The sequence below is a fragment of the Streptomyces sp. NPDC006476 genome, assembly GCF_040612015.1.
GTDB classification, from domain to species: domain Bacteria; phylum Actinomycetota; class Actinomycetes; order Streptomycetales; family Streptomycetaceae; genus Streptomyces; species Streptomyces griseorubiginosus_B.
In genome coordinates this window covers 352,316-379,311 of the sequence record NZ_JBEXPK010000001.1, presented here as the reverse complement: position 1 = coordinate 379,311, position 26,996 = coordinate 352,316, and the positions used below count along the sequence as shown (strand labels likewise).

20 protein-coding genes are annotated in these 26,996 nt (G+C 72.9%); 14 read left to right on the top strand and 6 right to left on the bottom strand.

The features are described from left to right. Positions 1–13: 13 nt before the first annotated feature. A complete protein-coding gene (locus ABZZ74_RS01700; protein ID WP_356760964.1) occupies positions 14–1,267 on the top strand; it encodes a histidine kinase in 1,254 nt (417 codons plus the stop codon). 43 nt (positions 1,268–1,310) lie between these two features. Continuing rightward, on the top strand, positions 1,311–1,988 hold the full coding sequence (locus ABZZ74_RS01695; protein ID WP_356760963.1) for a response regulator transcription factor: 678 nt from the start codon (positions 1,311–1,313) through the stop codon (positions 1,986–1,988). Between the two features lie 269 nt (positions 1,989–2,257). Here the strand turns inward: ABZZ74_RS01695 and ABZZ74_RS01690 are convergent, their stop codons facing one another. Further along, a complete protein-coding gene (locus ABZZ74_RS01690; protein ID WP_356760961.1) occupies positions 2,258–3,280 on the bottom strand; it encodes a Gfo/Idh/MocA family oxidoreductase in 1,023 nt (340 codons plus the stop codon). Between the two features lie 130 nt (positions 3,281–3,410). Here ABZZ74_RS01690 and ABZZ74_RS01685 point away from each other — a divergent pair, with 130 nt between their 5' ends. From ABZZ74_RS01685 to ABZZ74_RS01650, 8 genes are all read left to right on the top strand, one after another. After that, on the top strand, positions 3,411–4,148 hold the full coding sequence (locus tag ABZZ74_RS01685; protein ID WP_208778690.1) for a GntR family transcriptional regulator: 738 nt from the start codon (positions 3,411–3,413) through the stop codon (positions 4,146–4,148). A gap of 131 nt (positions 4,149–4,279) precedes the next feature. Beyond that, complete coding sequence (locus ABZZ74_RS01680) at positions 4,280–5,428, top strand: ROK family glucokinase (protein ID WP_356761099.1); 1,149 nt, start codon at positions 4,280–4,282, stop codon at positions 5,426–5,428. Then, the gene (locus tag ABZZ74_RS01675) at positions 5,425–6,006 is read left to right on the top strand and encodes a sugar kinase (protein ID WP_356760959.1); all 582 of its coding nucleotides are present in this window, start codon (positions 5,425–5,427) and stop codon (positions 6,004–6,006) included. The genes ABZZ74_RS01680 and ABZZ74_RS01675 overlap by 4 nt, the downstream gene beginning before the upstream one ends. Before the next feature lie 100 nt (positions 6,007–6,106). Next, positions 6,107–8,935, top strand: coding sequence for an SNF2-related protein (locus ABZZ74_RS01670; RefSeq protein WP_356760957.1), 2,829 nt, complete (start codon positions 6,107–6,109; stop codon positions 8,933–8,935). Then, positions 8,932–11,079 carry an SWIM zinc finger family protein gene (locus ABZZ74_RS01665; protein ID WP_356760956.1) on the top strand — a complete coding sequence of 716 codons (2,148 nt, stop codon included), beginning with the start codon at positions 8,932–8,934 and terminating at the stop codon, positions 11,077–11,079. Before ABZZ74_RS01670 ends, ABZZ74_RS01665 begins: the two co-directional genes overlap by 4 nt. 126 nt (positions 11,080–11,205) lie before the next feature. Next, positions 11,206–12,513 (top strand): alpha/beta fold hydrolase, encoded by a 1,308-nt coding sequence (locus tag ABZZ74_RS01660; protein WP_356760954.1) that lies wholly within the window; start codon positions 11,206–11,208, stop codon positions 12,511–12,513. Between the two features lie 69 nt (positions 12,514–12,582). Continuing rightward, positions 12,583–13,218 (top strand): MBL fold metallo-hydrolase, encoded by a 636-nt coding sequence (locus ABZZ74_RS01655; protein ID WP_356760952.1) that lies wholly within the window; start codon positions 12,583–12,585, stop codon positions 13,216–13,218. Between the two features lie 52 nt (positions 13,219–13,270). Beyond that, entirely contained in the window at positions 13,271–14,062 is a 792-nt protein-coding gene (locus tag ABZZ74_RS01650; RefSeq protein WP_356760950.1) for an exodeoxyribonuclease III, read from the top strand. Between the two features lie 10 nt (positions 14,063–14,072). On the opposite strand, the gene ABZZ74_RS01645 is transcribed toward ABZZ74_RS01650, so the two are convergent. Beyond that, positions 14,073–15,836 (bottom strand): SGNH/GDSL hydrolase family protein, encoded by a 1,764-nt coding sequence (locus ABZZ74_RS01645; protein ID WP_356760949.1) that lies wholly within the window; start codon positions 15,834–15,836, stop codon positions 14,073–14,075. A 163-nt stretch (positions 15,837–15,999) separates the two neighbouring features. Between ABZZ74_RS01645 and ABZZ74_RS01640 the strand changes: the two genes are divergently transcribed. Further along, positions 16,000–16,407, top strand: coding sequence for a DUF6278 family protein (locus tag ABZZ74_RS01640; RefSeq protein WP_356760947.1), 408 nt, complete (start codon positions 16,000–16,002; stop codon positions 16,405–16,407). A 163-nt stretch (positions 16,408–16,570) separates the two neighbouring features. Here ABZZ74_RS01640 and ABZZ74_RS01635 read toward each other — a convergent pair whose 3' ends face one another. Then, positions 16,571–18,136, bottom strand: a complete 1,566-nt coding sequence (locus tag ABZZ74_RS01635; RefSeq protein WP_356760946.1) for a CocE/NonD family hydrolase — start codon at positions 18,134–18,136, stop codon at positions 16,571–16,573. A 116-nt stretch (positions 18,137–18,252) separates the two neighbouring features. Continuing rightward, positions 18,253–19,011 carry a hypothetical protein gene (locus tag ABZZ74_RS01630; RefSeq protein ID WP_356760944.1) on the bottom strand — a complete coding sequence of 253 codons (759 nt, stop codon included), beginning with the start codon at positions 19,009–19,011 and terminating at the stop codon, positions 18,253–18,255. A gap of 144 nt (positions 19,012–19,155) precedes the next feature. Between ABZZ74_RS01630 and ggt the strand changes: the two genes are divergently transcribed. Continuing rightward, entirely contained in the window at positions 19,156–20,961 is a 1,806-nt protein-coding gene (gene ggt / locus ABZZ74_RS01625; RefSeq protein ID WP_356760943.1) for a gamma-glutamyltransferase, read from the top strand. 11 nt (positions 20,962–20,972) lie between these two features. On the opposite strand, the gene ABZZ74_RS01620 is transcribed toward ggt, so the two are convergent. Beyond that, on the bottom strand, positions 20,973–23,495 hold the full coding sequence (locus ABZZ74_RS01620) for an ATP-dependent Clp protease ATP-binding subunit (protein ID WP_356760941.1): 2,523 nt from the start codon (positions 23,493–23,495) through the stop codon (positions 20,973–20,975). Between the two features lie 275 nt (positions 23,496–23,770). Next, positions 23,771–24,541 carry a type I methionyl aminopeptidase gene (map, locus tag ABZZ74_RS01615; protein ID WP_356760940.1) on the bottom strand — a complete coding sequence of 257 codons (771 nt, stop codon included), beginning with the start codon at positions 24,539–24,541 and terminating at the stop codon, positions 23,771–23,773. A gap of 57 nt (positions 24,542–24,598) precedes the next feature. Here map and ABZZ74_RS01610 point away from each other — a divergent pair, with 57 nt between their 5' ends. Next, on the top strand, positions 24,599–24,850 hold the full coding sequence (locus ABZZ74_RS01610; protein ID WP_133041787.1) for a helix-turn-helix transcriptional regulator: 252 nt from the start codon (positions 24,599–24,601) through the stop codon (positions 24,848–24,850). Between the two features lie 125 nt (positions 24,851–24,975). Then, on the top strand, positions 24,976–26,934 hold the full coding sequence (locus tag ABZZ74_RS01605) for a hypothetical protein (RefSeq protein ID WP_356760938.1): 1,959 nt from the start codon (positions 24,976–24,978) through the stop codon (positions 26,932–26,934). The last annotated feature ends 62 nt before the right edge of the window (positions 26,935–26,996 follow it).

The following is a 26,996-nucleotide window of genomic DNA, read 5'->3' as shown; positions in this document are numbered from 1 at the left end:
CGGCTGCGTAGATTTGTCGACCGTGAGCGATGACACACCGGCGCGGATCGTGGGGCGCGGATGGCTGTTTCCGTCCGCCGTCCTCCATGAACTCGACCCCGAGGCCGGGCGGAGGGGGCGCTCCGGGCGGCCCCGGCGCACCGCCCGCGACTGGGTCGTCGACTTCACCTGCTTCCTGCTCGCCGTCGTCATCGGTCTGGCGGCCGCGGACACCCTCTCCCACGACCAGCACACCCCGCACTCCCTCGCCGTCCTCGACCAACTGCTCGGCGCCCTCGCCTGCGGCGCGGTCTGGGTGCGCCGCCGCTGGCCGCTCGGGCTGGCCGTCGCCATGATCCCCGTCGGCCTGCTGTCGAACACGGCGGGCGGCGCGGCCATGATCGCCCTGTTCACGCTCGCCGTGCACCGGCCCTTGCGGTACGTCGGCTGGATAGGCGGCGTCCAGCTGGCGCTGATCCCGCTGTTCTTCTGGATGCGCCCCGATCCCGACCTGCCGTACGGCGGAGCGGTCGCCTTCACCGAGCTGCTCACCCTCACGGTGATCGGCTGGGGCATGTTCGTACGGTCCAAACGGCAGCTCATGGTGAGCCTGCGGGACCGGGCCCGACGTGCGGAGACGGAGGCCCGGCTGCGCGCCGAGCAGGCGCAGCGGCTGGCCCGGGAGGCCATCGCCCGGGAGATGCACGACGTCCTCGCGCACCGGCTGACGCTGCTGAGCGTCCACGCGGGCGCCCTGGAGTTCCGCCCCGACGCGCCCCGCGAGGAGATCGCGCGGGCGGCCGGCGTCATCCGGGAGAGCGCCCACGAGGCCCTGCAGGACCTGCGGGAGATCATCGGCGTGCTGCGCGCCGGCGAGTCCGACGAGGCGGGACGTCCCCAGCCGACGCTCGCCGCGCTCGACGCGCTGGTCGCCGAGTCCCGTGAGGCCGGCATGAAGGTCTGTCTGGTCAGCCGGGTCACCGACCCTGCCGTCGTGCCCGCCTCCGTCGGCCGCACCGCCTACCGCATCGCCCAGGAGGGCCTCACCAACGCCCGAAAGCACGCCCCCGGCACCGAGGTCACCGTCGAGGTCGAGGGCGCCCCCGGAGACGGCCTGGTCGTGACCGTGGGCAACCCCGCCCCCGAGGGGGACGTCCCGTCCGTCCCCGGCTCCGGGCAGGGCCTGATCGGACTGACGGAGCGGGCCACGCTGGCCGGGGGCCGGCTGGAGCACGGGGTGCGGGAGGACGGCGGGTTCCAGGTGCGGGCATGGCTGCCCTGGGCGTGACTTCACGCGATGAGCCGGTGGCGGATCTGGTTACGTAAGCCCCATGACTGCGATCAGACTGCTGCTCGTCGACGACGACCCCCTGGTGCGGGCCGGGCTGTCCCTGATGATGGGCGGTGCCGACGACATCGAGATCGTCGGCGAGGCCGCCGACGGAAGCGAGGTCGAGGCGCTCGTCGACCGCACCCGCCCGGACGTCGTCCTCATGGACATCCGGATGCCGTCGGTCGACGGGCTCACGGCCACCGAACGGCTGCGCGCCCGCAAGGACGCTCCGCAGATCGTGGTCCTCACCACCTTCCACGCCGACGAGCAGGTGCTGCGCGCCCTGCGAGCGGGTGCCGCCGGGTTCGTCCTCAAGGACACCCCGCCCGCCGAGATCGTCGACGCGGTGCGCCGGGTCGCGACCGGCGACCCGGTGCTGTCGCCGACCGTCACCCGCCAGCTGGTCGAACACGCCGTGGGCAACGCCGCCGACACACGCCGCACGCGCGCCCGCGCACGCATCGCGCTCCTCAACGACCGCGAACGCGAGGTCGCCGTCGCGGTCGGCCGCGGCCTCGCCAACGCCGAGATCGCCGCGGAGCTGTTCATGAGCGTCGCCACCGTGAAGACCCATGTCTCCCGCATCCTGGCCAAGCTCGACCTCAACAACCGTGTCCAGATCGCCCTGTTGGCCTACGACGCGGGGCTCCTGGAGGAAACCGGCGACGGGCACTGAGGCGGTCGCCGTGCGTTGTCCGGGTACCGGGAGAAAACCGGACGGGGGACGGGGGAGGGCAGGGAAGAGCATGGCGGAGTTGATCGACCTGGGGGAGTTCGGTGACGCCTTCCGCGCCGACCCGCACCCCGTCTACGCGCGCCTGCGCGAGCGCGGCCCCGTGCACCGCGTCCGGCTGCGGGCCGTTCACCGGAAGGCGCTTGTCCCAGGCCGCCGGCCGGAATGCGTTCACCGGAAGCGCTCGTCCGAGGCCGCTCGCCGGGACGCGTTCACCGGAAGGCCGACTCCGCCCGGCCCGGGATCTCCGCCAGGGCCACCGGCCTGCGCTCCCGTCGGGAGACCTCGCAGGCCTCGGCGATCCGCAGGGCCTGCAGGGCCTCGCGGCCGTCACAGGGGTTGGCCCGGTGGCCCAGGACCACCTCGACGAAGGCGGACAGCTCGGCCTCGTAGGCGGGCCCGAAGCGCTCCAGGAACCCCGACCACGGCTTGTCCGCGGCCGGCGGCCCGGTCGGCTCGGTGGACGCGATCGGCGTACGGTCGTCCAGCCCGACCACGATCTGGTCCAGCTCCCCGGCCAGCTCCATCCGTACGTCGTACCCGGCGCCGTTCATCCGCGTCGCCGTGGCGGTGGCGAGGGTGCCGTCGTCCAGGGTCAGCAGCGCCGCGCCGGTGTCGACGTCGCCCGCCTCCCGGAACATCGCGGGCCCGGCGTCGGACCCGGCCGCGTACACGTCCACCACCTCGTGCCCGGTCACCCAGCGCAGGATGTCGAAGTCGTGGATCAGCGTGTCCCGGTACAGCCCGCCGGACAGCGGCAGCCACGAGGGCGGCGGCGGGGCCTGGTCGGACGTCAGTGCCCGTACGGTGTGCAGCCGCCCGAGCCGGCCCGAGCGCACCGCGTCCCGGGCGCCCGTGTAGCCCGTGTCGAAGCGGCGCTGGAACCCCATCTGCAGAATGGTTCCGGCGGATTCGACCTCGGCGATCGCGCTTAAGGTGCCGGGCAGATCCAGGGCGATGGGCTTCTCGCAGAACACCGGGAGCCCCGAGCGTGCTGCCCGACCGATCAGTTCGGCGTGGGCCGCCGTGGCCGTGGTGATCACCACGGCGTCGACGCCCCACCTGAAGATCTCGTCCACTCCCGGCGCCGCCGTCTCCCCGAGCCGGTTCGCGAGCTCCTGGGCCCGCGCCGGATCCACGTCCGTGAGGATCAGCGAGCCCACTTCCCGGTGGCGGCTGAGCGTGTTGGCATGAATCGTGCCGATGCGGCCCGTCCCGATGACACCGATGCGCATGAGAACAAAAGTGGGGCTCCGAGCCGGGTGCTGTCAATGCATATGTCCGGACAATCGAACTACACAACTTCCCGTCAACAACGCCTGGAGCTACGCTCGGCCCGTGCCGAAACCAGAAACGGACCCGACCGTGTCGCTCGAGCTCAGTGTGGACCGCAGCTCTCCCGTGCCGTTGTACTTCCAGCTGTCGCAGCAGCTGGAGGCGGCGATCGAGCACGGCTCGCTCACCCCCGGCAGCCTGCTGGGCAACGAGATCGAGCTGGCCGCACGGCTCGGCCTGTCCCGGCCCACCGTCCGCCAGGCCATCCAGTCGCTCGTCGACAAGGGCCTCCTGGTGCGCCGCCGCGGCGTCGGCACCCAGGTCGTGCACAGCCAGGTCAAACGCCCCCTGGAGCTCTCCAGCCTGTACGACGACCTGGAGGCGGCCGGCCAGCGCCCCGCGACGAAGGTCCTGGTCAACACGGTCGTCCCGGCCACCGCCGAGGTCGCCGCCGCACTCGGTGTCGCCGAGGACAGCGACGTGCACCGCGTCGAACGCCTCCGCCTCGCGCACGGCGAGCCGATGGCGCACCTGTGCAACTTCATCCCGCCGGGCCTGCTCGACCTGGACACGGCCCAGCTGGAGTCCACCGGCCTGTACCGCATGATGCGCGCCGTGGGCATCACCCTGCACAGCGCCCGCCAGACCATCGGGGCCCGTGGAGCGACGTCCGCCGAGGCCGACCGCCTCGGCGAGCAGGAGGGGGCACCGCTGCTCACCATGCAGCGCGTCACGTTCGACGACACGGGCAGAGCGGTCGAGTACGGCACGCACACGTACCGCCCGTCCCGCTACTCCTTCGAGTTCCAGCTGCTCGTACGGTCCTGAGGGGCTCGGGGGAGGGGCCCGGGTATGTCGCAATGTAAGGGCAACCGGATCACTCCGTGGCGCGCGGGCCGTACCGATGTGCGGCTCCCCGTTCGGCGCCCACCGCGGGCGTGCGGCACAATCGGGCCTTGATGAGCACCTACGGCAACTTCACCGCCCCCATAGGTTCCCGCCGCGCCCCCGCACTGCGCACCGTCGGCACCCGGGAACGCCGGTCGCACCTGACCGCTCCCCGGGTCCCCACCGTCGGCATCGACATCGGCGGCACCAAGGTGATGGCCGGCGTCGTGGACGCCGACGGCAACATCCTGGAGAAGCTCCGCACGGAGACGCCTGACAAGTCCAAGAGCCCCAAGGTCGTCGAGGACACCATCGTCGAACTGGTCCTGGACCTCTCCGACCGCCACGACGTGCACGCCGTCGGCATCGGCGCGGCCGGCTGGGTGGACGCAGAGCGCAACCGCGTCCTGTTCGCCCCGCACCTGTCCTGGCGCAACGAGCCCCTGCGCGACCGCCTCGCGGGCCGGCTCGCCGTGCCCGTCCTGGTGGACAACGACGCCAACTCCGCCGCCTGGGCCGAGTGGCGCTTCGGCGCCGGCCGGGGCGAGGACCACCTGGTCATGATCACCCTGGGTACCGGCATCGGCGGCGCCATACTGGAGGACGGCCAGGTCAAGCGGGGCAAGTACGGCGTCGCCGGCGAGTTCGGCCATATGCAGGTCGTGCCGGGCGGCCACCGCTGCCCGTGCGGCAACCGCGGCTGCTGGGAGCAGTACAGCTCCGGCAACGCCCTGGTGCGGGAGGCCAAGGAGCTGGCCGCCGCGGACTCCCCGGTGGCGTACGGGATCATCGAGCACGTCAAGGGGCAGATCGGCGACATCACCGGCCCGATGATCACCGAGCTGGCCCGTGAGGGCGACGCGATGTGCGTCGAGCTGCTGCAGGACATCGGCCAGTGGCTCGGCGTCGGCATCGCCAACCTCGCCGCGGCCCTCGACCCGTCCTGCTTCGTGATCGGCGGCGGTGTCAGCGCGGCCGACGACCTGCTCATCGCCCCCGCGCGCGACGCCTTCAAGCGGCAGCTCACCGGCCGCGGCTACCGCCCCGAGGCCCGGATCGTGCGTGCTCAGCTCGGCCCCGAGGCCGGCATGGTGGGCGCCGCCGACCTCGCCCGGCTGGTCGCCCGCCGCTTCCGCCGCGCCAACCGGCGCCGGGTCGAGCGGTACGAGCGCTACGCGCGCTACACCCAGGCCCGACGCTCCACCCGGGACACCGCATGACGGCATCCCTGTCGCAGCAGGGCGCGACCTCGGGGGAGTCGTCCCAGGAGGCCGAGGCGCGCGGCCACAAGATCCGCCGACGGGCGCTCACCCTGCTCATCATCGGGCTGCTCATCGGCGTCCCGGCCGGCTATCTGGTGATCTCCGCGGCCCAGAGCCGCGACAGCGGCAAGGACAAGGAGGCCAAGTACGCGGCGACCGGCCTCACCAGGGACTGGCCGTCGAAGGTGCAGCGCCGCCTCTACCAGGTGCCGATGCCGCACCCCTCGGGCATGGTCGCCTCCTACGAGACCAATAACTGGAAGACCAGCCGGCTCTACGTCCAGTTCCAGACGCCCCTGCGCAACCTCGACGTCTTCCTCCACGACATGGGCGTCAGCCGTGCCGATCTGAAGAAGGACGACATCACGATCAGCGCCCGCGACCAGAAGATCACCGGCTGGAACTTCACCCGCCCCGGCCCCTGGTACGGCCTCACCCACAAGCAGAAGAGCCCGAAGCCGACGCAGGACGTCGTGGTGAACCTGGCCAACGCGCGCAACCCGTTCTTCTACGTCGTCTCCCGCACCGTTCCGTAGCGAGGGCGGCCCCGGCGGGGTCGCCGGGGCCGATTGTCAGAGCCCGCCCGTAGAGTCGAAGACATCTGATCCGACACACGGGCGGGAGGTGACAGGTCGTATGCGTGCGACGGCTGCGGTGGCCGAGCGGGAGCGGGGGGACGCGGGGGCGTCGGTCCCCGTCCGGCTCGCGGCGGTCTTCCTGCCCGCGCCCCTGCCCCGGGACGGCCGGGTCGCCTTCTGGGACCCCGACGGCGGCCCCCTGCCCGCCGAGGACACCGAGCTCACGGTCGTACGACGGCACGGCGCGGGCGTACGACGCCGGTCCACCCCCGCCCTGACCCTGCCGGTCGGCGAGGCCCTGCCCCTTCTCGTCCGCGCCCGGCGCGACCCGGCCGCCCACCCCGCCACCGTCTGCTGGGGCGCGGCCGCCCTGCACGCCCTGCGGCTGACCGCGCGCGGCCGACTGCTGCCCGGCCTGACGGCCACCGGCCACGACGCTTGGCGTGCCGGACCGCTGGACCCGGACGACATCGCGCACCTCCGCGCGGTCGCCGCCGCGCTGCCCTCCGAGGGACACGCGGTCCCGCTGCCCGGCCCCGGCCCGCTGCGGCTGCCCGAGCCGGAGGCGCTGATGCGTTCCTTCCTGGACGCGGTCGCCGACACCCTGCCCCGCACCCCCGCCGCACCGCATGTCTCCGGCAGGCCCTTCGCGGACCGCCGGCCCCAGCGCCTGCCCGCCGCCCAGGAGTGGGCGGCGGAGGTCGCCGCCGGCATGGACGCGGGCGTGCGCATCTCGCTCCGCCTCGACCTGTCGGCGTACGAACTGTTCGACGACGACGAAGGCGTGCGCAGGGCGGGCGCCGCGATCGTCCAGGTGCACAGCCTCGCCGACCCCACCATGGTCGTCGACGCGGCGGCCCTGTGGGCGGGTGAGGCGGACGCGGTGTTCGGCCCCCGCGCCCGGGTGGACGCGGCCCTCGCCGTGCGCCGCGCGGCCCGGATCTGGCCGCCGCTCGACCGCTTGGCCGAGCAGGACGTGCCCGACGTCCTGGCGCTGTACGACGAGGAGCTGGGCGATCTGCTCGGCGTGGCCGCCACCCGGCTCGCGGCCGCCGGGGTCGCCGTGCACTGGCCCCGCGACCTCGCCCAGGACCTGTCCGCGGCAGCGGTCGTACGGTCCGCGCCGGGCTCGGCGACCGACGGCACCGGCTTCTTCGAGAGCGAGGAACTGCTGCAGTTCCGCTGGCAGTTGGCGCTCGGCGGCGATCCCCTCAGCGAGGCGGAGATGGACGCCCTCGCGGAGGCCCACCGCCCGGTCGTACGGCTGCGGGACCGCTGGGTCCTGGTCGACCCCGCCCTCGTCCGCAAGGCCCGCAAACGCGAACTGGGCCTGCTGGACCCCGTCGACGCGCTCTCCGTGGCCCTGACGGGAAGCGCGGAGGTGGAGGGCGAGACGGTCGAGGCGGTGCCGGTCGGCGCGCTCGCCGCCCTCCGAGAGCGGCTGACGGCAGGAGTGCGCCCCGCCGAACCACCCCCGGATCTGCGGGCCACCCTCCGCGACTACCAACTCCGCGGCCTGGCCTGGCTGGACCTCATGACCTCCCTCGGCCTCGGCGGCTGCCTCGCGGACGACATGGGGTTGGGCAAGACGATCACCGTCATCGCCCTGCACCTCAAGCGGGCTCGCACCGAGCCGACCCTGGTGATCTGCCCGGCCTCCCTGCTGGGCAACTGGCAGCGGGAGATCACCCGGTTCGCGCCCGGCGTCCCCGTCCGCCGCTTCCACGGCCCGGACCGCACGCTCGACGACCTCGAGGGCGGCTTCGTGCTGACGACGTACGGCACGATGCGCACGACCGCGCCGCGGCTGGCCGAGCAGCGCTGGGGGATGGTCGTCGCCGACGAGGCCCAACACGTCAAGAACCCCTACTCGGCCACGGCGAAGGCACTGCGCACCATCCCCTCCCCGGCACGCGTGGCCCTGACCGGCACACCCGTGGAGAACAACCTCTCCGAACTGTGGGCCCTGCTCGACTGGACCACCCCCGGGCTCCTGGGCCCGCTGAAGTCCTTCCGCGCCCGGCACGCGCGCGCGGTGGAGAACGGCGAGGACGAGGAGGCGGTGCGGCGGCTGGCCCGCCTGGTGCGCCCCTTCCTCCTGCGCCGCAAGAAGTCCGACCCCGGCATCGTCCCCGAGCTGCCGCCGAAGACCGAGACGGACCATCCCGTGCCGCTGACCCGGGAACAGGCCGCGCTGTACGAGGCGGTGGTGCGGGAGTCGATGCTGGCCATCGAGACCGCGGAGGGCATCGCACGGCGGGGCCTGGTGCTGAAGCTGCTGGGCGCGCTGAAGCAGATCTGCGACCATCCGGCGCTGTACCTGAAGGAGGAGCCAGGAGCCGACGGGCGCCTGCTCGCCCGCTCCGGCAAACTCGCGCTGCTGGACGAGCTGTTGGACACGGTGCTGGCGGAGGACGGATCGGCGCTGGTCTTCACGCAGTACGTGGGGATGGCCCGCCTGATCTCCGCCCACCTCTCCGCCCGCGCCGTTCCGGTGGAGCTTCTCCACGGCGGCACCCCCGTCCCCGACCGCGAGCACATGGTGGACCGCTTCCAGTCCGGCGCGACCCCGGTCCTGGTGCTGTCCCTCAAGGCGGCCGGCACCGGACTGAACCTCACCCGCGCGGGCCATGTCGTCCACTTCGACCGCTGGTGGAACCCGGCCGTCGAGGAACAGGCCACCGACCGTGCCTACCGCATCGGCCAGACCCAGCCCGTCCAGATCCACCGCCTCATCACCGAGGGCACGGTCGAGGACCGTATCGCCGAGATGCTCGAAGCCAAGCGTGCCCTCGCCGACGCCATCCTCGGCTCCGGCGAGTCGGCCCTCACCGAACTGACCGACCGCGAACTGTCCGACCTCGTGTCCCTCCGGAGGCCCGCATGACCCCGGGCCCGGCGGACGAGGCCCGCCGAGCCCTGCGGGAAGCCCTGGAGCGGCAGCGGCGGGCGGCGGGGGAGGAGGCAGGGGAGCCGCCGGCGGAGGAGCAGTCGGCGGTGGAGCGGCTCGCGGTTGAGCGGCCCGAGGTGGAGCAGCCTTCGGCCGGGGACGCCGGGGCCGGGGACCCAGCGGCCGGTGATGCTACGGCGACGGACAAGAGCGCGGCGACCGAGAAAAGCGCGGCTACCGACAGCGCGGCGACCGAGGAATCCGCGGGAACCGAGGAGGCGCCCGCGTCTCTCCGGCGTGATGAACCCCGGCCCGGCGACGGCGCACGTGCGGCACTGCGTGAGGCGGTCGCCGCCAGGCGGGGGAGGGGCGAGGACACCGACGACGAGAGCCCATCGACCAGCGAGGGGGAGGAGAAGAACCCTTCGGCAACGGATCCTCCGGCTGTGCGGCCCGCCACCGTGGCGCGGGAGGCTCTGCGAGCCGCTCGCAGTGAGGCGCGACGGGTCGAGGCGGAGGCCGGGCGCTCCGGTGGTCGTCCGGCCTGGGGGCCACGTCGTGCGGAGCGGGCCGGGGACGGACGCGGTGCCGGCACGGTCCGTCGTGGCGGCGGCGGTGGGGGTGGCGTAACGGCGCGTGACGTGAAGGAGCTGCTGGCCGGGGCCTTCCGGATGCCTTCGCAGGACGAGGCTGACGGCCCGGGCCACAACGACGTCCGTGCTGCCCAGGGTTCAGACGCGACTCGGCCGACCCCGCCCCCGTCACCCGTCCCGAGCGACCCCTCCCACACCACCGACTCCTCCCGCCCCGGGGCCTCCGAAACCCCCGCACCACCCCAGCACGCGCCCTCCATGGCCGCCCCCGCCCGCGACGGAGAACTGCGACGCACCTTCCCCGCCTTGCCGGCCCCGGTACCGGCGGCCTCCGGCGCGTCCGACCCCTCGGCCGGGCCCCGGTTCGCGGCGACCTGGTGGGGAAATGCCTGGGTGACCGCGTTGGAGGAAGGCGCGCTGGACGCCAAGCGGCTGGCGCGGGGGCGGAGTTACGCCGAGCAGGGGCATGTGGACGCCATCACGGTCACCCCGGGGCTCGTGCTGGCCTATGTGCAGGGCAGCCGGCCCCGCCCGTATCGCGTGCAGGTGAGGCTGCGGACCCTTGACGACGCCGACTGGGCCCGCTTCCTGGACGCCGCCGTCGAGCGGCCCGGGCACATCGCCGCGCTGCTCGACAAGGAGCTCCCGCAGTCCCTCGCCGACTGCGGCGTGCCGTTGCTGCCCGGACCGCGCGACCTCGACCCGCACTGCAGTTGCCCCGACCGCGGCCACCCCTGCAAGCACGCCGCCGCCCTCTGCTACCAGACGGCCCGTCTGCTCGACGCCGACCCCTTCGTCCTGCTTCTGCTGCGCGGCCGCGGCGAACGCGAGCTGCTCGACGCGCTCTCCCGGCTGAACGCCGCCCGTGCGGCCCGCGCCGCCCAGGACCGGGAACCGGCACCACTTCCCGGCGTACGCGCCTCGGAAGCGCTCGCGGAACGCCGACTCCCGCCGCTTCCGCAGCCGTTGCCCGGACCGCCCCACCCCGAGCAGCCCCCCGTCTACCCCGCAGCGCCCGGCGGCCCGGACCCCTTCGCGCTGGACCAGCTGGCCACCGACGCCGCGGCCCGCGCCCACGCCCTGCTGACCTCCGGACGGGACCCGGTGGCGGAGCTGACGCTGTGGCAGGACGCTGTCCGGCTCGCCGCCGCCCGCCCCGGTTCCGGACTCACCGGCGCCACCCGCGCGCTGTACGCCTCGCTGGCCTCGGCCACCGGCCGCAACCCGGCCGACCTGGCCCGCGCGGTCGCCGCCTGGCGCCAGGGCGGCCTGGAAGGGCTCGCCGTCCTGGAGGAGCCCTGGGACCCACCCGCCGGACGCTTCGACCGCGCCCGCCCCCTCCTCCTCGCCGCGGATCTCCCCGCCTTCCGCCCCTGGCGCAACCACCTCACGCACCCCCGCGGCCATGTCCAGCTCCGCCTCGGCCGCGACGGCCTGTGGTACGCCTACGAGTCGGAGCCGGGCCGCGACGACTGGTGGCCCCGCGGCACCCCCGATCTCGACCCGGTGGGCGCCCTCACGGGCCTCGGCACACCGGGTGACCCGTGACCGTGGTGCCGTGCGCCCCTGTCCCGTGAAGGCGGTGTGAGGGTTCGCCGGTGATCCGCTGGAGCCGGGTGTGAGGTCTGGGGGCTCAGGGGCCGGGGGGCCGGAAACGGCGGTTAGCGTGGAGCGGTGAGTGAGACGAAGTCCCCCGCCCTCCAGTACCGCTTCGACGGCCCGGACGACGCCCCTGTCCTCATCCTCGGACCCTCGCTCGGTACCACCTGGCACATGTGGGACCGCCAGGTGCCGGAGCTGACGAAGCAGTGGCGTGTCTTCCGGTTCGACCTGCCGGGGCACGGCGGCGCGCCCGCGTACCCGGCGGGCTCGGTAGCCGAGCTCGTCTCCCGGCTGCTGGCCATACTCGACAGGCTCGGCGTGCAGCGCTTCGGCTACGCCGGCTGCGCGTTCGGCGGCGCGGTCGGCCTGGAGCTGGCGCTGCGCCACCCGGAGCGACTCGCCTCGCTCGCGCTGATCGCCGCCTCGCCCCGCTTCGGCACGGCGGACGAGTTCCGCCAGCGCGGGGTGATCGTACGGACGAACGGGCTCGACCCCATCGCCCGTACCTCCCCGGACCGCTGGTTCACCGGCGGGTTCGCGGCCATGCAGCCCGCGATCACCGACTGGGCCGTGCAGATGGTGCGCACCACGGATCCCGGCTGCTACATAGCCGCCTGCGAGGCGCTGGCCGCCTTCGACGTCCGGACCGAGCTGGGCAGCGTGGGCGTGCCGACGCTCGTCCTCGTGGGCTCGGAGGACCAGGTCACCGGGCCGGCCGAGGCCCGTACCCTGGTCGCCGGGATCCCCGACGCCCGGCTGGCGGTCGTGCCCGCCGCCTCCCACTTGGTGCCGGTCGAGCAGCCCGCCGCCGTCACCGATCTGCTGGTCCGGCACTTCTCCACCGCCTGGCAGCCCGGCTACGTCGAGTCCTCCACCGGTCAGATCGCCATCCCGGCCGCGCCCGTCAAGCCGGTGCTCACCGCGCCGGTGCAGCCCGTGCAGTCCGTTCCCATCGCCGAGATCGCACCAGCGGCCGTACCGCCTCAGCCGAACGGACGACCGGACCCGTACGACGCCGGGATCAAGGTCCGCCGCGAGGTGCTCGGCGACGCGCACGTGGACCGGACACTGGCGCAGGCGGACGAGTTCTCGGGCGATTTCCAGGAGTTCGTCACCCGCTACGCCTGGGGCGAGATCTGGGACCGGCCCGGCCTCGACCGACGGACCCGCAGCTGCGTCACCCTCACCGCGCTGGTCGCCGGCGGTCACCTGGATCAGCTCGCCTCCCACACCCGCGCGGCCCTGCGCAACGGCCTCACGCCGGGCGAGATCAAGGAGGTGCTGCTGCAGGCGGCCGTCTACTGCGGTGTGCCGACGGCCGACAGCGCCTTCAAGGTCGCCCAGCAGGTGATCAAGGAGGAGACGACCCCGACGGAGTGACCGCCGGCCGGGCGGCGCACGTCCCGGGGCGGGCCGTCCCGGTGGCGCGCGACAGGGCAGGATGGAGCCATGAAGCTCACGAAGATGTCCCACGCGTGCGTGCGTCTCGAGAAGGACGGGCGGACGCTCGTCCTCGACCCGGGCGGATTCAGCGAGCAGGACGCCGCCGTCGGCGCGGACGCGATCCTCGTCACGCACGAGCACGCCGACCACTTCGACGAGGGCCGGCTGCGGGCGGCCCTGGAGGCCAACCCGGCCGCCGAGATCTGGACCCTGAAGTCGGTGGCCGAGCAGATCTCGGCCGCCTTCCCGGGCCGGGTGCACACCGTCGGCCACGGCGACGCCTTCACCGCCGCCGGCTTCGACGTCCAGGTCCACGGCGAGCTGCACGCCGTGATCCACCCGGACATCCCGCGCATCACCAATGTCGGCTACCTCATCGACGGTGGCACGGTCTTCCACCCCGGCGACGCCCTCACCGTCCCCGGCCGGCCGGTCGAGACGCTGATGCTGCCCGTCATGGCCCCCTGGAACAAGATCTCCGAGGTCATCGACTACGTCCGCGAGGTGAAGCCGCGGCGCGCCTACGACATCCACGACGCCCTGCTCACCGACCTCGCCCGCCCGGTCTACGACCGTCAGATCGGCGCCCTCGGCGGCTCCGAGCACCTGCGGCTCACCCCGGGCGACTCGGCGGAGGTCTGAGCCGGACGGGCGGGAGGCCGCGTTGTCGTACCCGCCCGGTAGGTTGTGGGGCATGCGCATCGCGACCTGGAACGTGAACTCGATCACCGCCCGCCTGCCGCGGCTGTTGGCCTGGCTGGAGAGCAGCAACACGGACGTGCTCTGCCTCCAGGAGGCCAAGCTGGCCGAGGAGCAGTTCCCCTTCGAGCAGCTGCGCGAGCTGGGGTACGAGGCGGCGGTGCACGCGACCGGCCGGTGGAACGGCGTGGCGGTGCTCTCCCGCGTCGGCCTGGAGGACGTCGTCAAGGGCCTGCCCGGCGACCCCGGCTACGACGGCGGCGTGGAGCCCCGTGCCGTCTCCGCGACCTGCGGCCCGGTCCGCGTCTGGTCGGTGTACGTGCCGAACGGCCGTGAGGTGGACCACCCGCACTACGCCTACAAGCTCCAGTGGTTCGAGGCGCTGAAGACGGCCGTCGCCGGGGACGCGGCCGGCAGCCGCCCCTTCGCGGTCCTCGGTGACTACAACGTGGCGCCGACGGACGACGACGTCTACGACGTGGCCGCCTTCGAGGGCCTCACCCATGTCACCCCGGCCGAGCGCGCCGCCCTCGCCGCCCTGCGCGAGGCGGGCCTGTCGGACGTGGTCCCGCGCCCCCTGAAGTACGACCACCCGTTCACGTACTGGGACTACCGTCAGCTCTGCTTCCCCAAGAACCGCGGCATGCGCATCGACCTGGTGTACGCCAACGAACCCTTCGCGAAGGCGGTCACCGACGCGTACGTGGACCGGGAGGAGCGCAAGGGCAAGGGCGCCTCGGATCACGCCCCGGTGGTCGTCGACCTGGACGTACCGCTGGCGCCCTGAGCCTGCGGGCTCACGGCATCAGCGTCCGCAGGTCCACCGAGTCGGCCAGCGCCGCGAGCCCCGCGTCTCCCGGGTGCAGGTGGTCCCCGCTGTCGTACGCCGGCAGCATCCGCGCGGGCTGCCACGGGTCCCGCAGGGCCGCGTCGAAGTCCAGCACCGCGTCGAAGGCCCCGCTGTCCCGGATCCAGGTGTTCACCGCGACCCGCTCGGCATCGACGGCGGCGGGGCACTGGATCTCGCCCGCGCAGGGCAGGATGGTGGCCGCCAGCACCCGCAGCCCCCGCGCGTGCGCCCGGTCGGCGATCTCCCGCAGCCCCGCGACGACCTGCCCGGCCGTCGCCAGTCGGCGCACGTCGTTGACGCCCTCGAAGGCGATCACCGTGCGGGCCGAGGTCTGCGCGAAGGCGTCCCGGTCCAGCCGGTCGAGGGCGCTCACCCCCGAGGCGTCCGTGGACACGCCGTCACCGGGATACCCGTCGGCGACCACACGGTTGGCGGAGATCCCCTGGTTGAGCACCCCATAGTGCGGGACCACGTACTGCGCCAGCAGCCGGCGGGCCAGCACATTGGGCCACCGCCGGTTCGCGTTCGCCGTGGACCGGTCGCCGTCGGTGATCGAGTCCCCGATCACCACCACCGACCCCGGCCCGCCCCGCACGTCCACACCGGTCAGCAGCGGCCAACCGGAGAGCACGGTCGTGTAGGCCGCCGCCGAGGCGTCGGCCGTGTGATCGCCCGGCACGCTGACGTACGACTGCTGCACGGCGAGCCGGTGCACGGGCGCCGCCGTCACCGTGTCCGGCAGATGGAAGCTCACCAGCAGATTCGTGTCCGCGGGCACGGTGAAGCCGAGCGGGTCGCTGAAGGCCTGTGCCCCCGCCGGGATCTCGACGCCCGCCGCCCCGCCGAAGGCCACCGGCACCGGCACCTCCCGTGCCGCGGCGCCCTCGGCCTGCACGGCGACCGTCGCGCCCCCGATCCGCACCGACGCCTGCGCGAAGGTGTTGTCGAAGCGCAGCCGTACCCGTGGCCCGCCCACCGAGGTGTGCACCACCAGCCGTACCGTCCGGTCGCTCCACGGCCCCACGGCCTGATAGCCGGACGTGGCCGCCGCCCAGGTCCCGGTCCAGCCGGCCCCCGACGCCCGCACCGCCAGCGCGAACACATGCACCCCGGCCGCCCGGGGCAGCCGTACCGAGGCGACCGGATGTTCCCTGACCAGCGGCACCGTCACGACGTACAGCCGGGTCCGCTCGGCGACCGGGCCCGCGGGCGTGTTCCGGTGCGGCAGCGCGACGGCCTTGGTGGCGAGCGGGCCGGTGCGCCAGTCGGGCACCGTCAGCCGGTACGAGGAGCGGGTGCCGTCCGCGTACGCCACCTCGCCCGCCCCGCCCACGGTGGCGCCGCCCGTGCCCGCCACCAGGAAGGCGAGGGCGTCACCGCGTCCGCCCAGGCGCACGTCCTGTCCGTCGGCCAGGACGTTGTCCGGCTCGCCCGGCTGTCGGAGCGGCCAGGTCAGCCGGGCGCCCTGCACGGTGAGTGTGCGGCCGGGCGTCCAGCCCGCGGCCGTGAGGTCCCGGGCCGACAGGGAGGCGCCGAGACCGTCGAAGTCCGCCGCGACCGGGCGGGCGTCGTCGCTGACCGCGGAGTTGTCGAAGAGCCGTTCCAGCGGCTGCGGGTCCGCCCGGCCGGACGCGCCCGCGGCCGTCGAGGCCGGCACCAGGGCCGCGAACAGGGCGATGACGATCGCGCATCCTGGTGCGGGTCGACGCAACTCCGGTTCCTCCCGCTCACCAAGGGGACGAAAGACGCAGGTGAAGCTAGAGAGACTGCGGACAACCGTCAACGAGCCATGCGCGGACCGCCGTGAAATCACCCCGAAGTGAGCACCCGCGCGCCTGTGGTGCGTACGAGGGTGCGAATGACACGCTGGGTGTATGAAGATCCCTTTTCTGGGCGACCGGCACGAGAAATACGGCGACCTCGATCCCGAGGGCATCGCCGAACTCCTCGCCGAGTGCGAGCTGCTGCGCTCCCTGGCTGCCGAGGAGGGTGTCCGACTCGACGACACCGTCGACTCGTTGGAGGCCCTCGACCAGTTGCTGCCGCGCTGGCGGGACGAAGAGGAGAACGACCCCTGGCTGGGCAACGACGCCGGCCTCTATCTGGGCACCGTCATCGTGCGGGGCGTGCCCGGCGCCGCCTGGGAGATCCGGTCGGACGGCCAGCCGGTGGTCCGGCTGGAGTCCGGCCGCGAGTTCGACGTCGTGGAGTCGGGGCACGAGTGGGCCGCGAGCGGGGCCCCTGAGCTGTCACAGGTGTATGCCGAAGTCGCGGAGACGTGATCCTTTGGCCCGTGAATCGACGTAAATACGGCTAATGCCCGATAAGTGCGTGTCGGGTTATCGCCTCCACTCCCGTCCGGTTAGTTTGCGGCAACCACGACACAGCCGGGAGTGAGTGAGCAAGGGGGAGATCACACCGTATCCGCCCGGCGGCAGCCGGAGATCACTGCTCGCGCAGCGGGATCGACACGTACGACGGGTCGTTCGCCGGCGAGGAGAAGGTCAGCTGCGCGCCGGACGGGTTGTGCTCGATGTACAGAGGATCCACCGTGTCGACGACCAGCGCGAGACGGTGCCCCGCCGGGACGTCGTAGGCCGTGGAGAACAGCTCCAGGTCGATGCCGAACGGCCTTCCGGGGGTCCGTCCGTGGAAGGTGTAGGGCGCGTTGCTGACCAGCTTGCCCAGGCCGAGCGGCCCCACGTCGTAGAGGTAGGCGACGAGGGTGCCGCTCTCGTTCGTCGGGGTGAGGGTGGTGTGCAACCTGGCCGTGCCGCGCACGTGTTGGGCCGTGGCGTACCGTTCCGACTGCCACACGGCGGCCCAGCGGCGGGGGAGCAGCGGGATGGACGCGACCGGCGGGAGCTGCGCGACCTGGTCGAGGATGCTGGAGAGGAAGACGATCCCGCCGTCCGCCCCGGAGTCGACGTTGGTGTGGATCGTGGTCGTGCCGGCCAGCGCGATCTTCCGCTCGGTCGCGGCGACCGACTTCCAGCCCGGGTACCCCTCGTAGCCGCCGGTGGAACGGGACTTGAGCTGGACCGGCTGCTCCCGGTCGATGCCGTTGTCCGCCCCCTTGAGGTAGTGGTCGAACCAGCGCCCGGTGTCGCTCCACACGTCGTTGGGCAGTCCGAACAGACCGGTCAGCTCGGGCGTCGCGTGATCGCCGGGGCGGAACTCCAGTCTCTTCGGACCGGTCAGCCTCTCGTAGAAGTCCGCGTACTCGTTGGGCGGAAAGACCGTGTCGCCCCAGGAGTTGGCGAGCATGACCGCCGCGCCGTTCTTGTTCAGCTGGTCCACATAAGTGACGGGGGAACGTTTCTTCCCCCAGTCGACGAGCTCCTGCTCCTTCGACAGGTTGGAGGCGTAGAAGTCGTCGAAGACCTGGCGCACTTCGGGGTCCTGCCGGCCGGTGACCACGCTCACCCCGTCCAGCAGTGCCGCCGCCTGCACGTGCTGGGTGCGGCCGGAGTAGATCGAGCCGATCAGGTCGCCCCAGCCGCTGAGCGAGGCGACCGCCTTGATCCGCTTGTCGTGCGCGGCCGCGAGCAGACTGATGCCGGCGCCGTAGGAGACACCCGCCATGCCGATGTGCCGTGCGTCCGCGGGGGTGTTGGCGAGCGCCCAGTCGATGACCTTGGAGGCGTCGGCGGTGTCGGACGGTCCGGCCACCTCCACCTCGCCGCCGGACTGCCAGAAGCCGCGGACGTTGTAACCGACCACCACGTAACCGGAGTCCGCGAGCTTCTGGGCCTGGGCGAGGTACTCGACCTGCGGGAAACCCCAGCTCGTGGGGAGGACGAGCAGCGGGTAGCGGCGGGTGTCGTCGGCGCCCCGGGGCAGGACGACGTTCGCCTTGAGGACCGTGCCGCCGTCGCCGGTGATGTCGACGAAGCGGACGGCGCTCGCGGCCTGCGCGGTGGGGGCGACGCCGAGGACGCAGCCGGCGATCAGGGTCGCGGAGACGGCGCCCACGGCGGTCGTACGCAGGGCGTTGCGGCTGTGTCCCACGGGGTCACTCCTCACTCGGACAGTGCAAAGTGACCAGACGGTAACCGCGGCACCTTACGTGAGGTAACCCGCCGGTAAGTTACGTGCCAGTAACGATTGTTGTGGTGTGAATCAATTCAGGACGCGCGGTGCGAGTTGCGTGGAGCCGCCGGAGTGGGGAGCGGGGTCTTGGCCTCCCGGGTCACGTCCGCGACCAGTTCGACCACGTCCGGGCCGTACGCCTGCGAGTTGACCACCTTCAGCAGCAGCACGAAGGAGTCGTCGCCGTACTTGCGGGCCAACCGCTCGTGGTTGCGGGCGAGATAGCGGGTGGCGGCCTGGTTGGTGATCGCGGTCTGGCCGCAGAAGAGGAAGACCGGGCGCGCCCTGGGGCTCTGGTCGACGGTGAGCCGGGCCAGCAGCGCGTACTCCTCCCGGCCCGGCTCCACCCGGTAGCGCTCGGTGCCGACCTGGAAGGCGCCGCGGTCGGGACCCGGCTCGGGGTCCACGTTCACCCGCACGCCCGGGAGCAGGGAGGCCAGATGCGCCATCATGCGGCGGTTCGAGGCCGGGCCGCCCACGCAGAACTCGGTGCGCTCGCCGAAACCCTGACGTGCCGCGTCGTGCGGGAGCACCTGCGCGTGGGCGTGGCAGTCCTTGATCAGGGCGGAGAGTTCCAGCAGCGCGAACACGTCGTAGCGCATCACGGTCAACTCAGGCCCGCCGGCGCCGCGGTTGACCACCAGCAGCGACTCCGAGTTGTCCGGCAGCCCGAAGAACGCCTGCTTGCGACGGAGTTTGCGCCGCCACAGATACGTACGGGCCAGCCAGCCGAGCGCGGCGGAGATGCCGGCCGCGACCACGCCCAGGACGATGTTGCGCACGTCGTCGTTCATGGGCGCGCATGGTAGCGGTCCGACGTGGCGGGTACGTACCGGTGTTCGATGTGTGGCGTTCGCGTGACAGCAGCCGGAAGGGGTCTGTCGAGGCCCCGTGTGATGTGGTTACGCTGCGCGGACGGTCTTGGACTGGAGGTATTGATGCGTCGCCCTGTCGCGCGGAAACTGTCGGTCCTGGTGGTCTCGGCCGCCGTGGTGTCGGTGGGAGCGGCGGCCCCGCCGACCACTCCAACGAGCGGAACACCGGCGAAGGTTCCGGTCCAGGTCGGCTACGGCGGCGCGGTCGCCAGCGTCGACGCCGACGCCACCGCCGCCGGAATCGAGGTGCTGAGGAAGGGCGGCAACGCGGTCGACGCGGCCGTCGCGACGGCGGCCGCGCTGGGCGTCACCGAGCCCTACTCCTCCGGCATCGGAGGCGGCGGCTACTTCGTCTACTACAACGCCAAGTCCCGTACGGTGCACACCATCGACGGCCGTGAGACGGCGCCGCTCACCGCCGGCTCCGACCTGTTCCTGGAGAACGGCAAGCCGCTCGCCTTCGCCGACGCCGTCAGTAGCGGTCTGAGCGTCGGTACGCCGGGCACGCCCGCGACCTGGCAGACGGCCCTGGACAAGTGGGGCAGCAGAAAGCTCGGCACGGTGCTGAAGCCGGCCGAGAGAATCGCCCGCGACGGCTTCACCGTCGACGACACGTTCCGTACGCAGACCGCGTCGAACGAGACGCGGTTCCGCTATTTCCCGGACACCGCGAAGCTCTTCCTGCCGGGCGGGCAGTTGCCCGTGGTCGGCTCCACCTTCAAGAACCCCGAACTCGCCCGTACCTACCAGGAGTTGGGCCGCAAAGGGGTCGGTGCGATCTACCACGGCGATCTCGGGCAGGACATCGTCGACACGGTGAACCGTCCGCCGGTGGACCCGGCTTCGGGCTGGAACGCGCGACCGGGCAAGCTCTCCGACAAGGACCTCGCCGACTACCGCGCCAAGCTCCAGGCGCCGACCGAGACGGGCTACCGCGGGCTGAAGGTCTACTCGATCGCCCCCTCCTCCTCCGGCGGCACGACGGTCGGTGAGGCGCTCAACATCCTTGAGAACACGGACCTTTCGAAGGCGAGCGAGGTCCAGTACCTGCACCACTTCATCGAGGCCAGCCGGATCGCGTTCGCCGACCGGGGGCGCTGGGTCGGCGACCCGGCGTTCGAGGACGTACCGACGCGGGGACTGCTGTCACAGCGGTTCGCCGACTCGCGGGCCTGCCTCATCAAGGACGACGCGGTGCTGACCAGCCCGGTGGCGCCGGGCGACCCGCGGCATCCGGCCGCGTGCGGCGCCGGCGGTACGGCGGCTCCGACGACGTACGAGGGCGAGAACACCACGCATCTGACGGTGGCCGACAAGTGGGGCAACGTCGTGTCCTACACCCTCACCATCGAGCAGACGGGCGGCAGCGCGATCACGGTGCCCGGGCGCGGGTTCCTGCTCAACAACGAGCTGACCGACTTCTCCTTCGCGCCGGCCAACCCGGCCGTGCACGACCCGAACCTGCCGGGACCGGGCAAGCGGCCGCGCTCCTCCATCTCGCCGACGATCGTGCTCGACCGGCACGACCTCCCCGTGGTGGCGGTGGGTTCGCCCGGCGGGGCGACCATCATCACGACCGTCCTGCAGGTGCTGACCGAGTTCCTGGACCGGCATCTGCCGCTGGTCGACGCGATCGCCGCGCCACGCGCCAGCCAGCGCAACGCCGCCAAGACCGAACTGGAACCCGCCCTCTACAACAGCGACGTGCGGAGCAGGCTGGAGGCCATCGGCCACTCCTTCTCGCTGAACCCGGAGATCGGGGCCGCAACCGGGGTGCAGCGGCTGCCCGGCGGCACATGGCTGGCCGCCGCCGAGACCGTGCGCCGGGGAGGCGGGTCGGCCCGGGTGGTCGACCCCTCGGCGCCGTAACCGCCCGCCCCTCACTGCCCCTTGTCCGTGAGGAACTCCAGGCGTCCGTCCTTGACGTCCACCGTGACCCGGCTGCCCTCCGCGATCGTGCCGTTGAGGAGCAGCCGGGACAGGTGGTTGTCGACCTCGCGCTGGATGGTGCGGCGCAGCGGACGCGCGCCGTACTCCGGCTCGAAGCCGCGCTCCGCCAGCCAGTCGACCGCCGGGGCGGTGAACTCGGTCGTGATGCCCTGGGCGTGCATCAGGCGACGGGTCTTTTCCAGCAACAGGTCGGTGATCTGCCTGAGTTGATCACCCGTCAGCTGGCGGAAGACGACGATCTCGTCGATGCGGTTGAGGAACTCCGGGCGGAAGTGGTCGCGCAGGGGGCGCAGGATCTGCTCCCGACGGGCCTCCTCGTCCGCGCCGGTGCCCGTCGGGCCGAAGCCGATGCCGGCGCCGCGCCGGCTGATCGCGTCCGAGCCGAGGTTGCTGGTCATGACGATCACCGTGTTGGTGAAGTCGACCGTACGGCCCTGGGAGTCGGTCAGCCGTCCGTCGTCCAGCACCTGCAGCAGTATGTTGAAGACGTCCGGATGGGCCTTCTCCACCTCGTCCAGGAGCAGCAGCGAGTACGGGTGCCTGCGTACGACCTCGGTGAGCTGGCCCGCCTCCTCGTGGCCGACGTATCCGGGCGGGGCGCCGACCAGCCGGCTGACGGTGTGGCGCTCCTGGTACTCACTCATGTCGAGCCGGACCATGCGTTCCTCGCTGCCGAACAGGGCCTCGGCGAGGGCGCGGGCCAGCTCGGTCTTGCCGACGCCGGTCGGGCCGAGGAAGAGGAAGCTGCCGATGGGGCGGTCGGGGCTGGACAGTCCGGCGCGGGAGCGCAGGACGGCCTCGGCGACCACGCTCACGGCCTCGTCCTGGCCGACGACCCGCTGGTGCAGATGCTCCTCCAGGCCGAGCAGGCGTTCCTTCTCCTCCTGGGTGAGGCTGCTGACCGGGATGCCGGTCTGCCGGGACACCACCTCGGCGATGGCCTCCGCGCTCACCTCCAGCTGGCCCTCGTCGGCCTCCTCGTTCCCGGTCGCCGCTGTGATCTGCCGCTTCAACTCAGCGATACGGTCGCGCAGTTGGGTCGCCTGCTCGTACTGCTCGTCGGCGACGGCCTGGTCCTTGTCCCGGGTCAGCTGCTCGACCTCGCGCTCCAGGGTCCGTACGTCCGTGCCCTTGGTGCGGGCGCGCAGCCGTACCCGGGCGCCCGCCTGGTCGATCAGGTCGATGGCCTTGTCGGGCAGCCGGCGGTCGGTGAGATAGCGGTCGGACATCTCCACGGCGGCGACCAGCGCCTCGTCGCTGTAACTGACCTGGTGGTGGGCCTCGTAGCGGTCGCGCAGTCCGCGCAGGATCTCGATGGTGTCGGGGACGGACGGCTCGGGGACCAGGATCGGCTGGAAGCGACGGGCCAGCGCCGCGTCCTTCTCGATCCGGCGGTACTCCTCCAGCGTGGTCGCGCCGACGATGTGCAGCTCCCCGCGGGCCAGTGCCGGTTTGAGGATGTTCCCGGCGTCCATCGCCCCGCCCTCGCCACCGCCTCCGGCGCCGACGACGGTGTGCAACTCGTCGATGAAGACGATCAGTTGGTCGGAGTGGGCGCGGATCTCGCCGACGATGTTGTTGAGGCGTTCCTCGAAGTCGCCGCGGTAGCGGGTGCCGGCGACCACGCCGGTCAGGTCCAGGGCCACGACCCGGCGCCCGGTCAGCACGTCGGGCACGTCCCCGTCGGCGATCCGCTGGGCGAGCCCCTCCACGATGGCGGTCTTGCCGACACCGGCGTCCCCGATCAGCACCGGGTTGTTCTTGCCGCGCCGGGACAGCACCTCGATGGTCTGCTCGATCTCGTCGTCCCGGCCGATCACCGGGTCGATGCGGCCCTGCTGGGCCAGCTCGGTCAGATCGCGGCCGTACTTGTCGAGGGTGGGCGTTCCGGTGGAGCGCGGCCGTTCGCCACGGGGTTGTGCCGCTTCGGCGGCCTCCGGCGGCAGGTTGGCCGGGGCGAACCGGGCCGAGTTGAGGATGTGCCCGGCGGCCGAGTCCGGGTTCGCGGCCAGGGCGCTGAGCACGTGCTCGGGGCCGATGTAACCGGTTCCGCTCGCGCGGGCCAGCTCGTGCGCGTCCAGCAGGGCACGCTTGACGGCCGGCGTGAGCGACAGGGAGGTCGGCGCGGGCGCCTCGTCGGGTGAGTGCTGGACCGGGCCGGAGCGTTCGTCGATCTCCGACGCCAGCGAGTCGGGGTCCGCGCCGGCCCGGCTGAGCAGGCTGCGGGTCGGCTCGGTCGACAGGGCCGCGCGCAGCAGGTGCTGGGTGTCGAGGTCCCGGCTGCCGTGCTCGGCGGCGTACTGGGCTGCGCCGCGGACCAGTTCCCGGGCGGGCTGGCTGAGCAGCCGGCCGATGTCTATCTGCCGGGGGCCCTGCCGGGGTCCGCCGAAGAATCGGGCGAAGAACTCGCTGAACGGGTCGTAGCCCTCTGGTCCGCTGAAGCCGCTGGTCATGGCGTTCCCATCCGGCGTCCCTGCGCGGGCCTGGGACGCCCTCGCTGATCGACGTGCCGGGGCCGGGTAACCAGGGCCGCAGCCGGTTACACCTCGGGCGCGCGTCCGTAGAACACCTTCGCACGGATGGGGGGAGGTGGCACCTTTGTCGGTCCCGTCGTCGCCGACGAAGTACCGCTCGCCCTTTGCGGTTCCGCTAGCTCTGTACCGAGAGCACGCCGCTCAGGGGCTGCCCAGCCGGTGCACCCGGCGTCTCCGATGATCAGGTGGGGAGGCTAACGGCGCTCGGTCAGGATGCGCGGGCCCGCGTCCATGATCGCCACCGTGTGCTCGACGTGAGCCGCGCGGGAGCCGTCGTTCGTGCGCAGGGTCCAGCCGTCCGGCGCCGTGTGCCAGTCGTCCTTGCCGCCGCCGATCAGCATCGGCTCGATGGCGATGGCCATGCCGTGGCGCAGCGGGAAGCCGCGGCCGGGACGGCCCTCGTTCGGCACCCCCGGGTCCTCGTGCATACGACGGCCGATGCCGTGACCGCCGAAGCCGTCCGGGATGCCGTAGCCGGCCGCCCTGCACACGGTGCCGATCGCGTGGGCGATGTCGCCGATGCGGTTGCCGACGACCGCCACCTCGACGGCGGCCGCCAGCGCGCGCTCGGCCGTCTCGATCAGCCGCAGGTCCTCGGGGCGGGGGGTGCCCACCGTGAAGCTGATCGCGGAGTCGCCGACCCAGCCGCCCAGTTCGGCACCGCAGTCGAGGGAGACGAGGTCGCCGTCGCGCAGCCGGTAGCCGGTCGGGATGCCGTGCACGATCGCGTCGTTCACCGAGGCGCAGATGACGGCCGGGAAGGGGACGGGGGCGAAGGAGGGGCGGTAGCCCAGGAAGGGGGAGGACGCGCCCGCCTCCCTGAGCACCCCGCGGGCCACCTCGTCCAGCTCCAGCAGGGAAACACCCACGTCGGCGGCTTCCCGTGCGGCCGTCAGGGCGCGCCCGACCACCTGCCCCGCCTCGTACATGGCCTCGATCGCTGTGTCCGTCTTCAGTTCCACCATGCCAATTAATATACCGGCTTATTCGACCGGATTGAAATGCCGGATTAGAATGACGGCATGGTGCGCACCCCTCTCACCCCCGAAGAGCGCGAACGCGGCGAGCGGCTCGGCCGGATGCTCCGCGAGGCCCGTGGCGGGCGGAGCATGACGGAGGTCGCGGCCGAGGCCGGGATCTCCGCGGAGACGCTCCGCAAGATCGAGACCGGGCGGGCGCCGACCCCGGCCTTCTTCACGGTCGCCGCGCTCGCGCGGGCACTCGGGCTGTCGATGGACGAACTGGTCGAGCGGTGCGCGCTGGTGCCCGTCTGACGCTTCTCGGTCAAGATCCCGCAATGAGGCGTCCGCGCGCCCGCCGAAAACTCCCCGTAGCAACCTCGTAACACGACTGGTGTTGCCTACGGACCGGAGTGCTCCGGTCAGGCGGGAGTTGGGCGATGGCTGTGGATCAACTCCCGGGGCAGGTACGGGAGTTCGCGAACTACCTCAACGGCCTGCTGGCGCGCCTCAACCAGGCCGGCGGTTGGTGCGCGGTGTTCTGGCAGCGCGACCCGGACGGAATGCGGGCCTGTCTCGACGGACGTGAAGTGCCGCCGTGGGACGTGGTGGAGGCGCTGCTGCAGGATCTCGTCACCGAACGGGGTCCGGCCGCGGTGGCGCCGGAACTGGGGCGGGCCCGCGCGCTGCACGCCGCCGCGCTCACCGCGTACGACGCGCGTCCCGGCGGGCGGGAGGCCCTCGGCGACCGGCTGGACGTCATGCTCCGCGAACAGCGCTACGCCGCCGAACGCCAGGCGCAACTGGGCCGTCTGCTGGCCTCCGCGACCACCCGCGAGGAGGCCGACGCCTTCCGCCTCGACCTCGCCTGGGCCCGCGACGACCATGAGCGCGCCACCGCCCGCTGTGCGGAACTCCGGTCCCGGATGGCCGAGTTGGACCGACAGATGACGGGCAGCCGGGCCACCGCGATGCGCCGGGGACGGCTCGCGGGCGAGATGTACCGCGTGGACGGTGACCGCACACGCCAGGGCGCGCTCGCCGGACGCCCCGGTGAAGAGGGAAGCGCCGGCGCCTTTGCGCACGAGGGACGCGCCGGCGCCTTTGCGGACGAGGGGCGCGGAGGCGGGTGGGGCGCACAGGACACCGGATTCCCGCAGCAGCGCACCGCGCACGATCCCTCGGCCGCGGGCGGCCCGGAGAGCGGCTACGGTCCGGGAACCCCGAGCGCGCGCGAGCACCGGGACCCGCACACCGACGCCGGGTACACCCCCCGCCCCACGGGCACGACACACCCCGTACAGCCCGCCCCGTCCCCAGCGCAACGACCCGCTACCGCCACCCAGCACCCGGCCTCGGTCTTCGACCGCCCGGCCGCGCAGCCATCCGCTTCCGCGTTCGACCCGTCCGCCTCCGCCCGACAGGCCCCAGCCGCACAACAGGCGGCCCCCGCCTTCGAGCATCCAGCCTCGTCCACCCACCCGACCCCGGACTTCGGCCACACGGCCTCGTCCACCCAACCGGCCCCCGCCTTCGGGCACCCCGGCCGGTCGACGCGGCCGGGTGCCGCCCCCGAGCCTCCCGTCCGGTCGACCCAGCAGGGCTCCGCCCCCCAGTCGTCCGTCCCGTCCGATTCCGCCCCCGCGCAGGAACCTCCCTCCCGTAAGCAACGCAAGCGGCGTCGGGGCAGTGCTCGGTTTGCCGGGATGGGGGAGGAGGGCGCGGGGGTCGTCGTGCCGCCCGGTGGTGTGGAGGTGCTGGCCGCCGCGGACGGTGTCGGTGGCCGTACGCCTCGTGGGGCGCGGTTCGCCGGGGGCGTGGAGGAGACGGACGAGGGAGCGGCGGAGGCGCCTGTCCAGGCCGTCGACGCGGCGGCGGCCCGTGACGTCGGTGACGCCGTGGAACGGCTGGTGCGACTGCGGGCCGAGGGGCGCAGCGGCGAGGCGCACGCGCTGCTCATCGAGGTCGCCCACTGGCCCGCCGCCCGGATCCCGCTGCTCGCCGCCGAGCTCCAGCGCGCCGGGCTGGGCGCCGACTGGGCGACGCTGCTGTGGGAGGCCGCCTCCCTGCCCGCCGAGCGGCTGGTCGGCGCCGCCGACGCCCTCACGGCGGCCGGCCGTGGCGGCGACGGCGAGCAGATCCTGCGACAGGGCGTGGCCCGGCCGGCCGGCGAGATCGGACGCGCCGTGCTGGAGCTGGCCGCCGACGGGCGCCACCGTGAGGTCCGTGCGCTGCTCGACGCCTACGTCCGCGTCCGCACCCCCGAGGAGGCCGCCCGCAGTGCCGAGCCCGACCCGGCGATCCTCGTGCCGCTGCTGCTGGAAGCGGCGCGCGGTGTCTCGGACGAGCGACACTGGGATCTGGTGCACGCCCTCCGGGTCGCCGGCCTCGCCACCTGACCACCCCGCCGCCACCCCACCACCCTCCGACGACGACCCCTCCCACCAGCCGCGGCACTCAC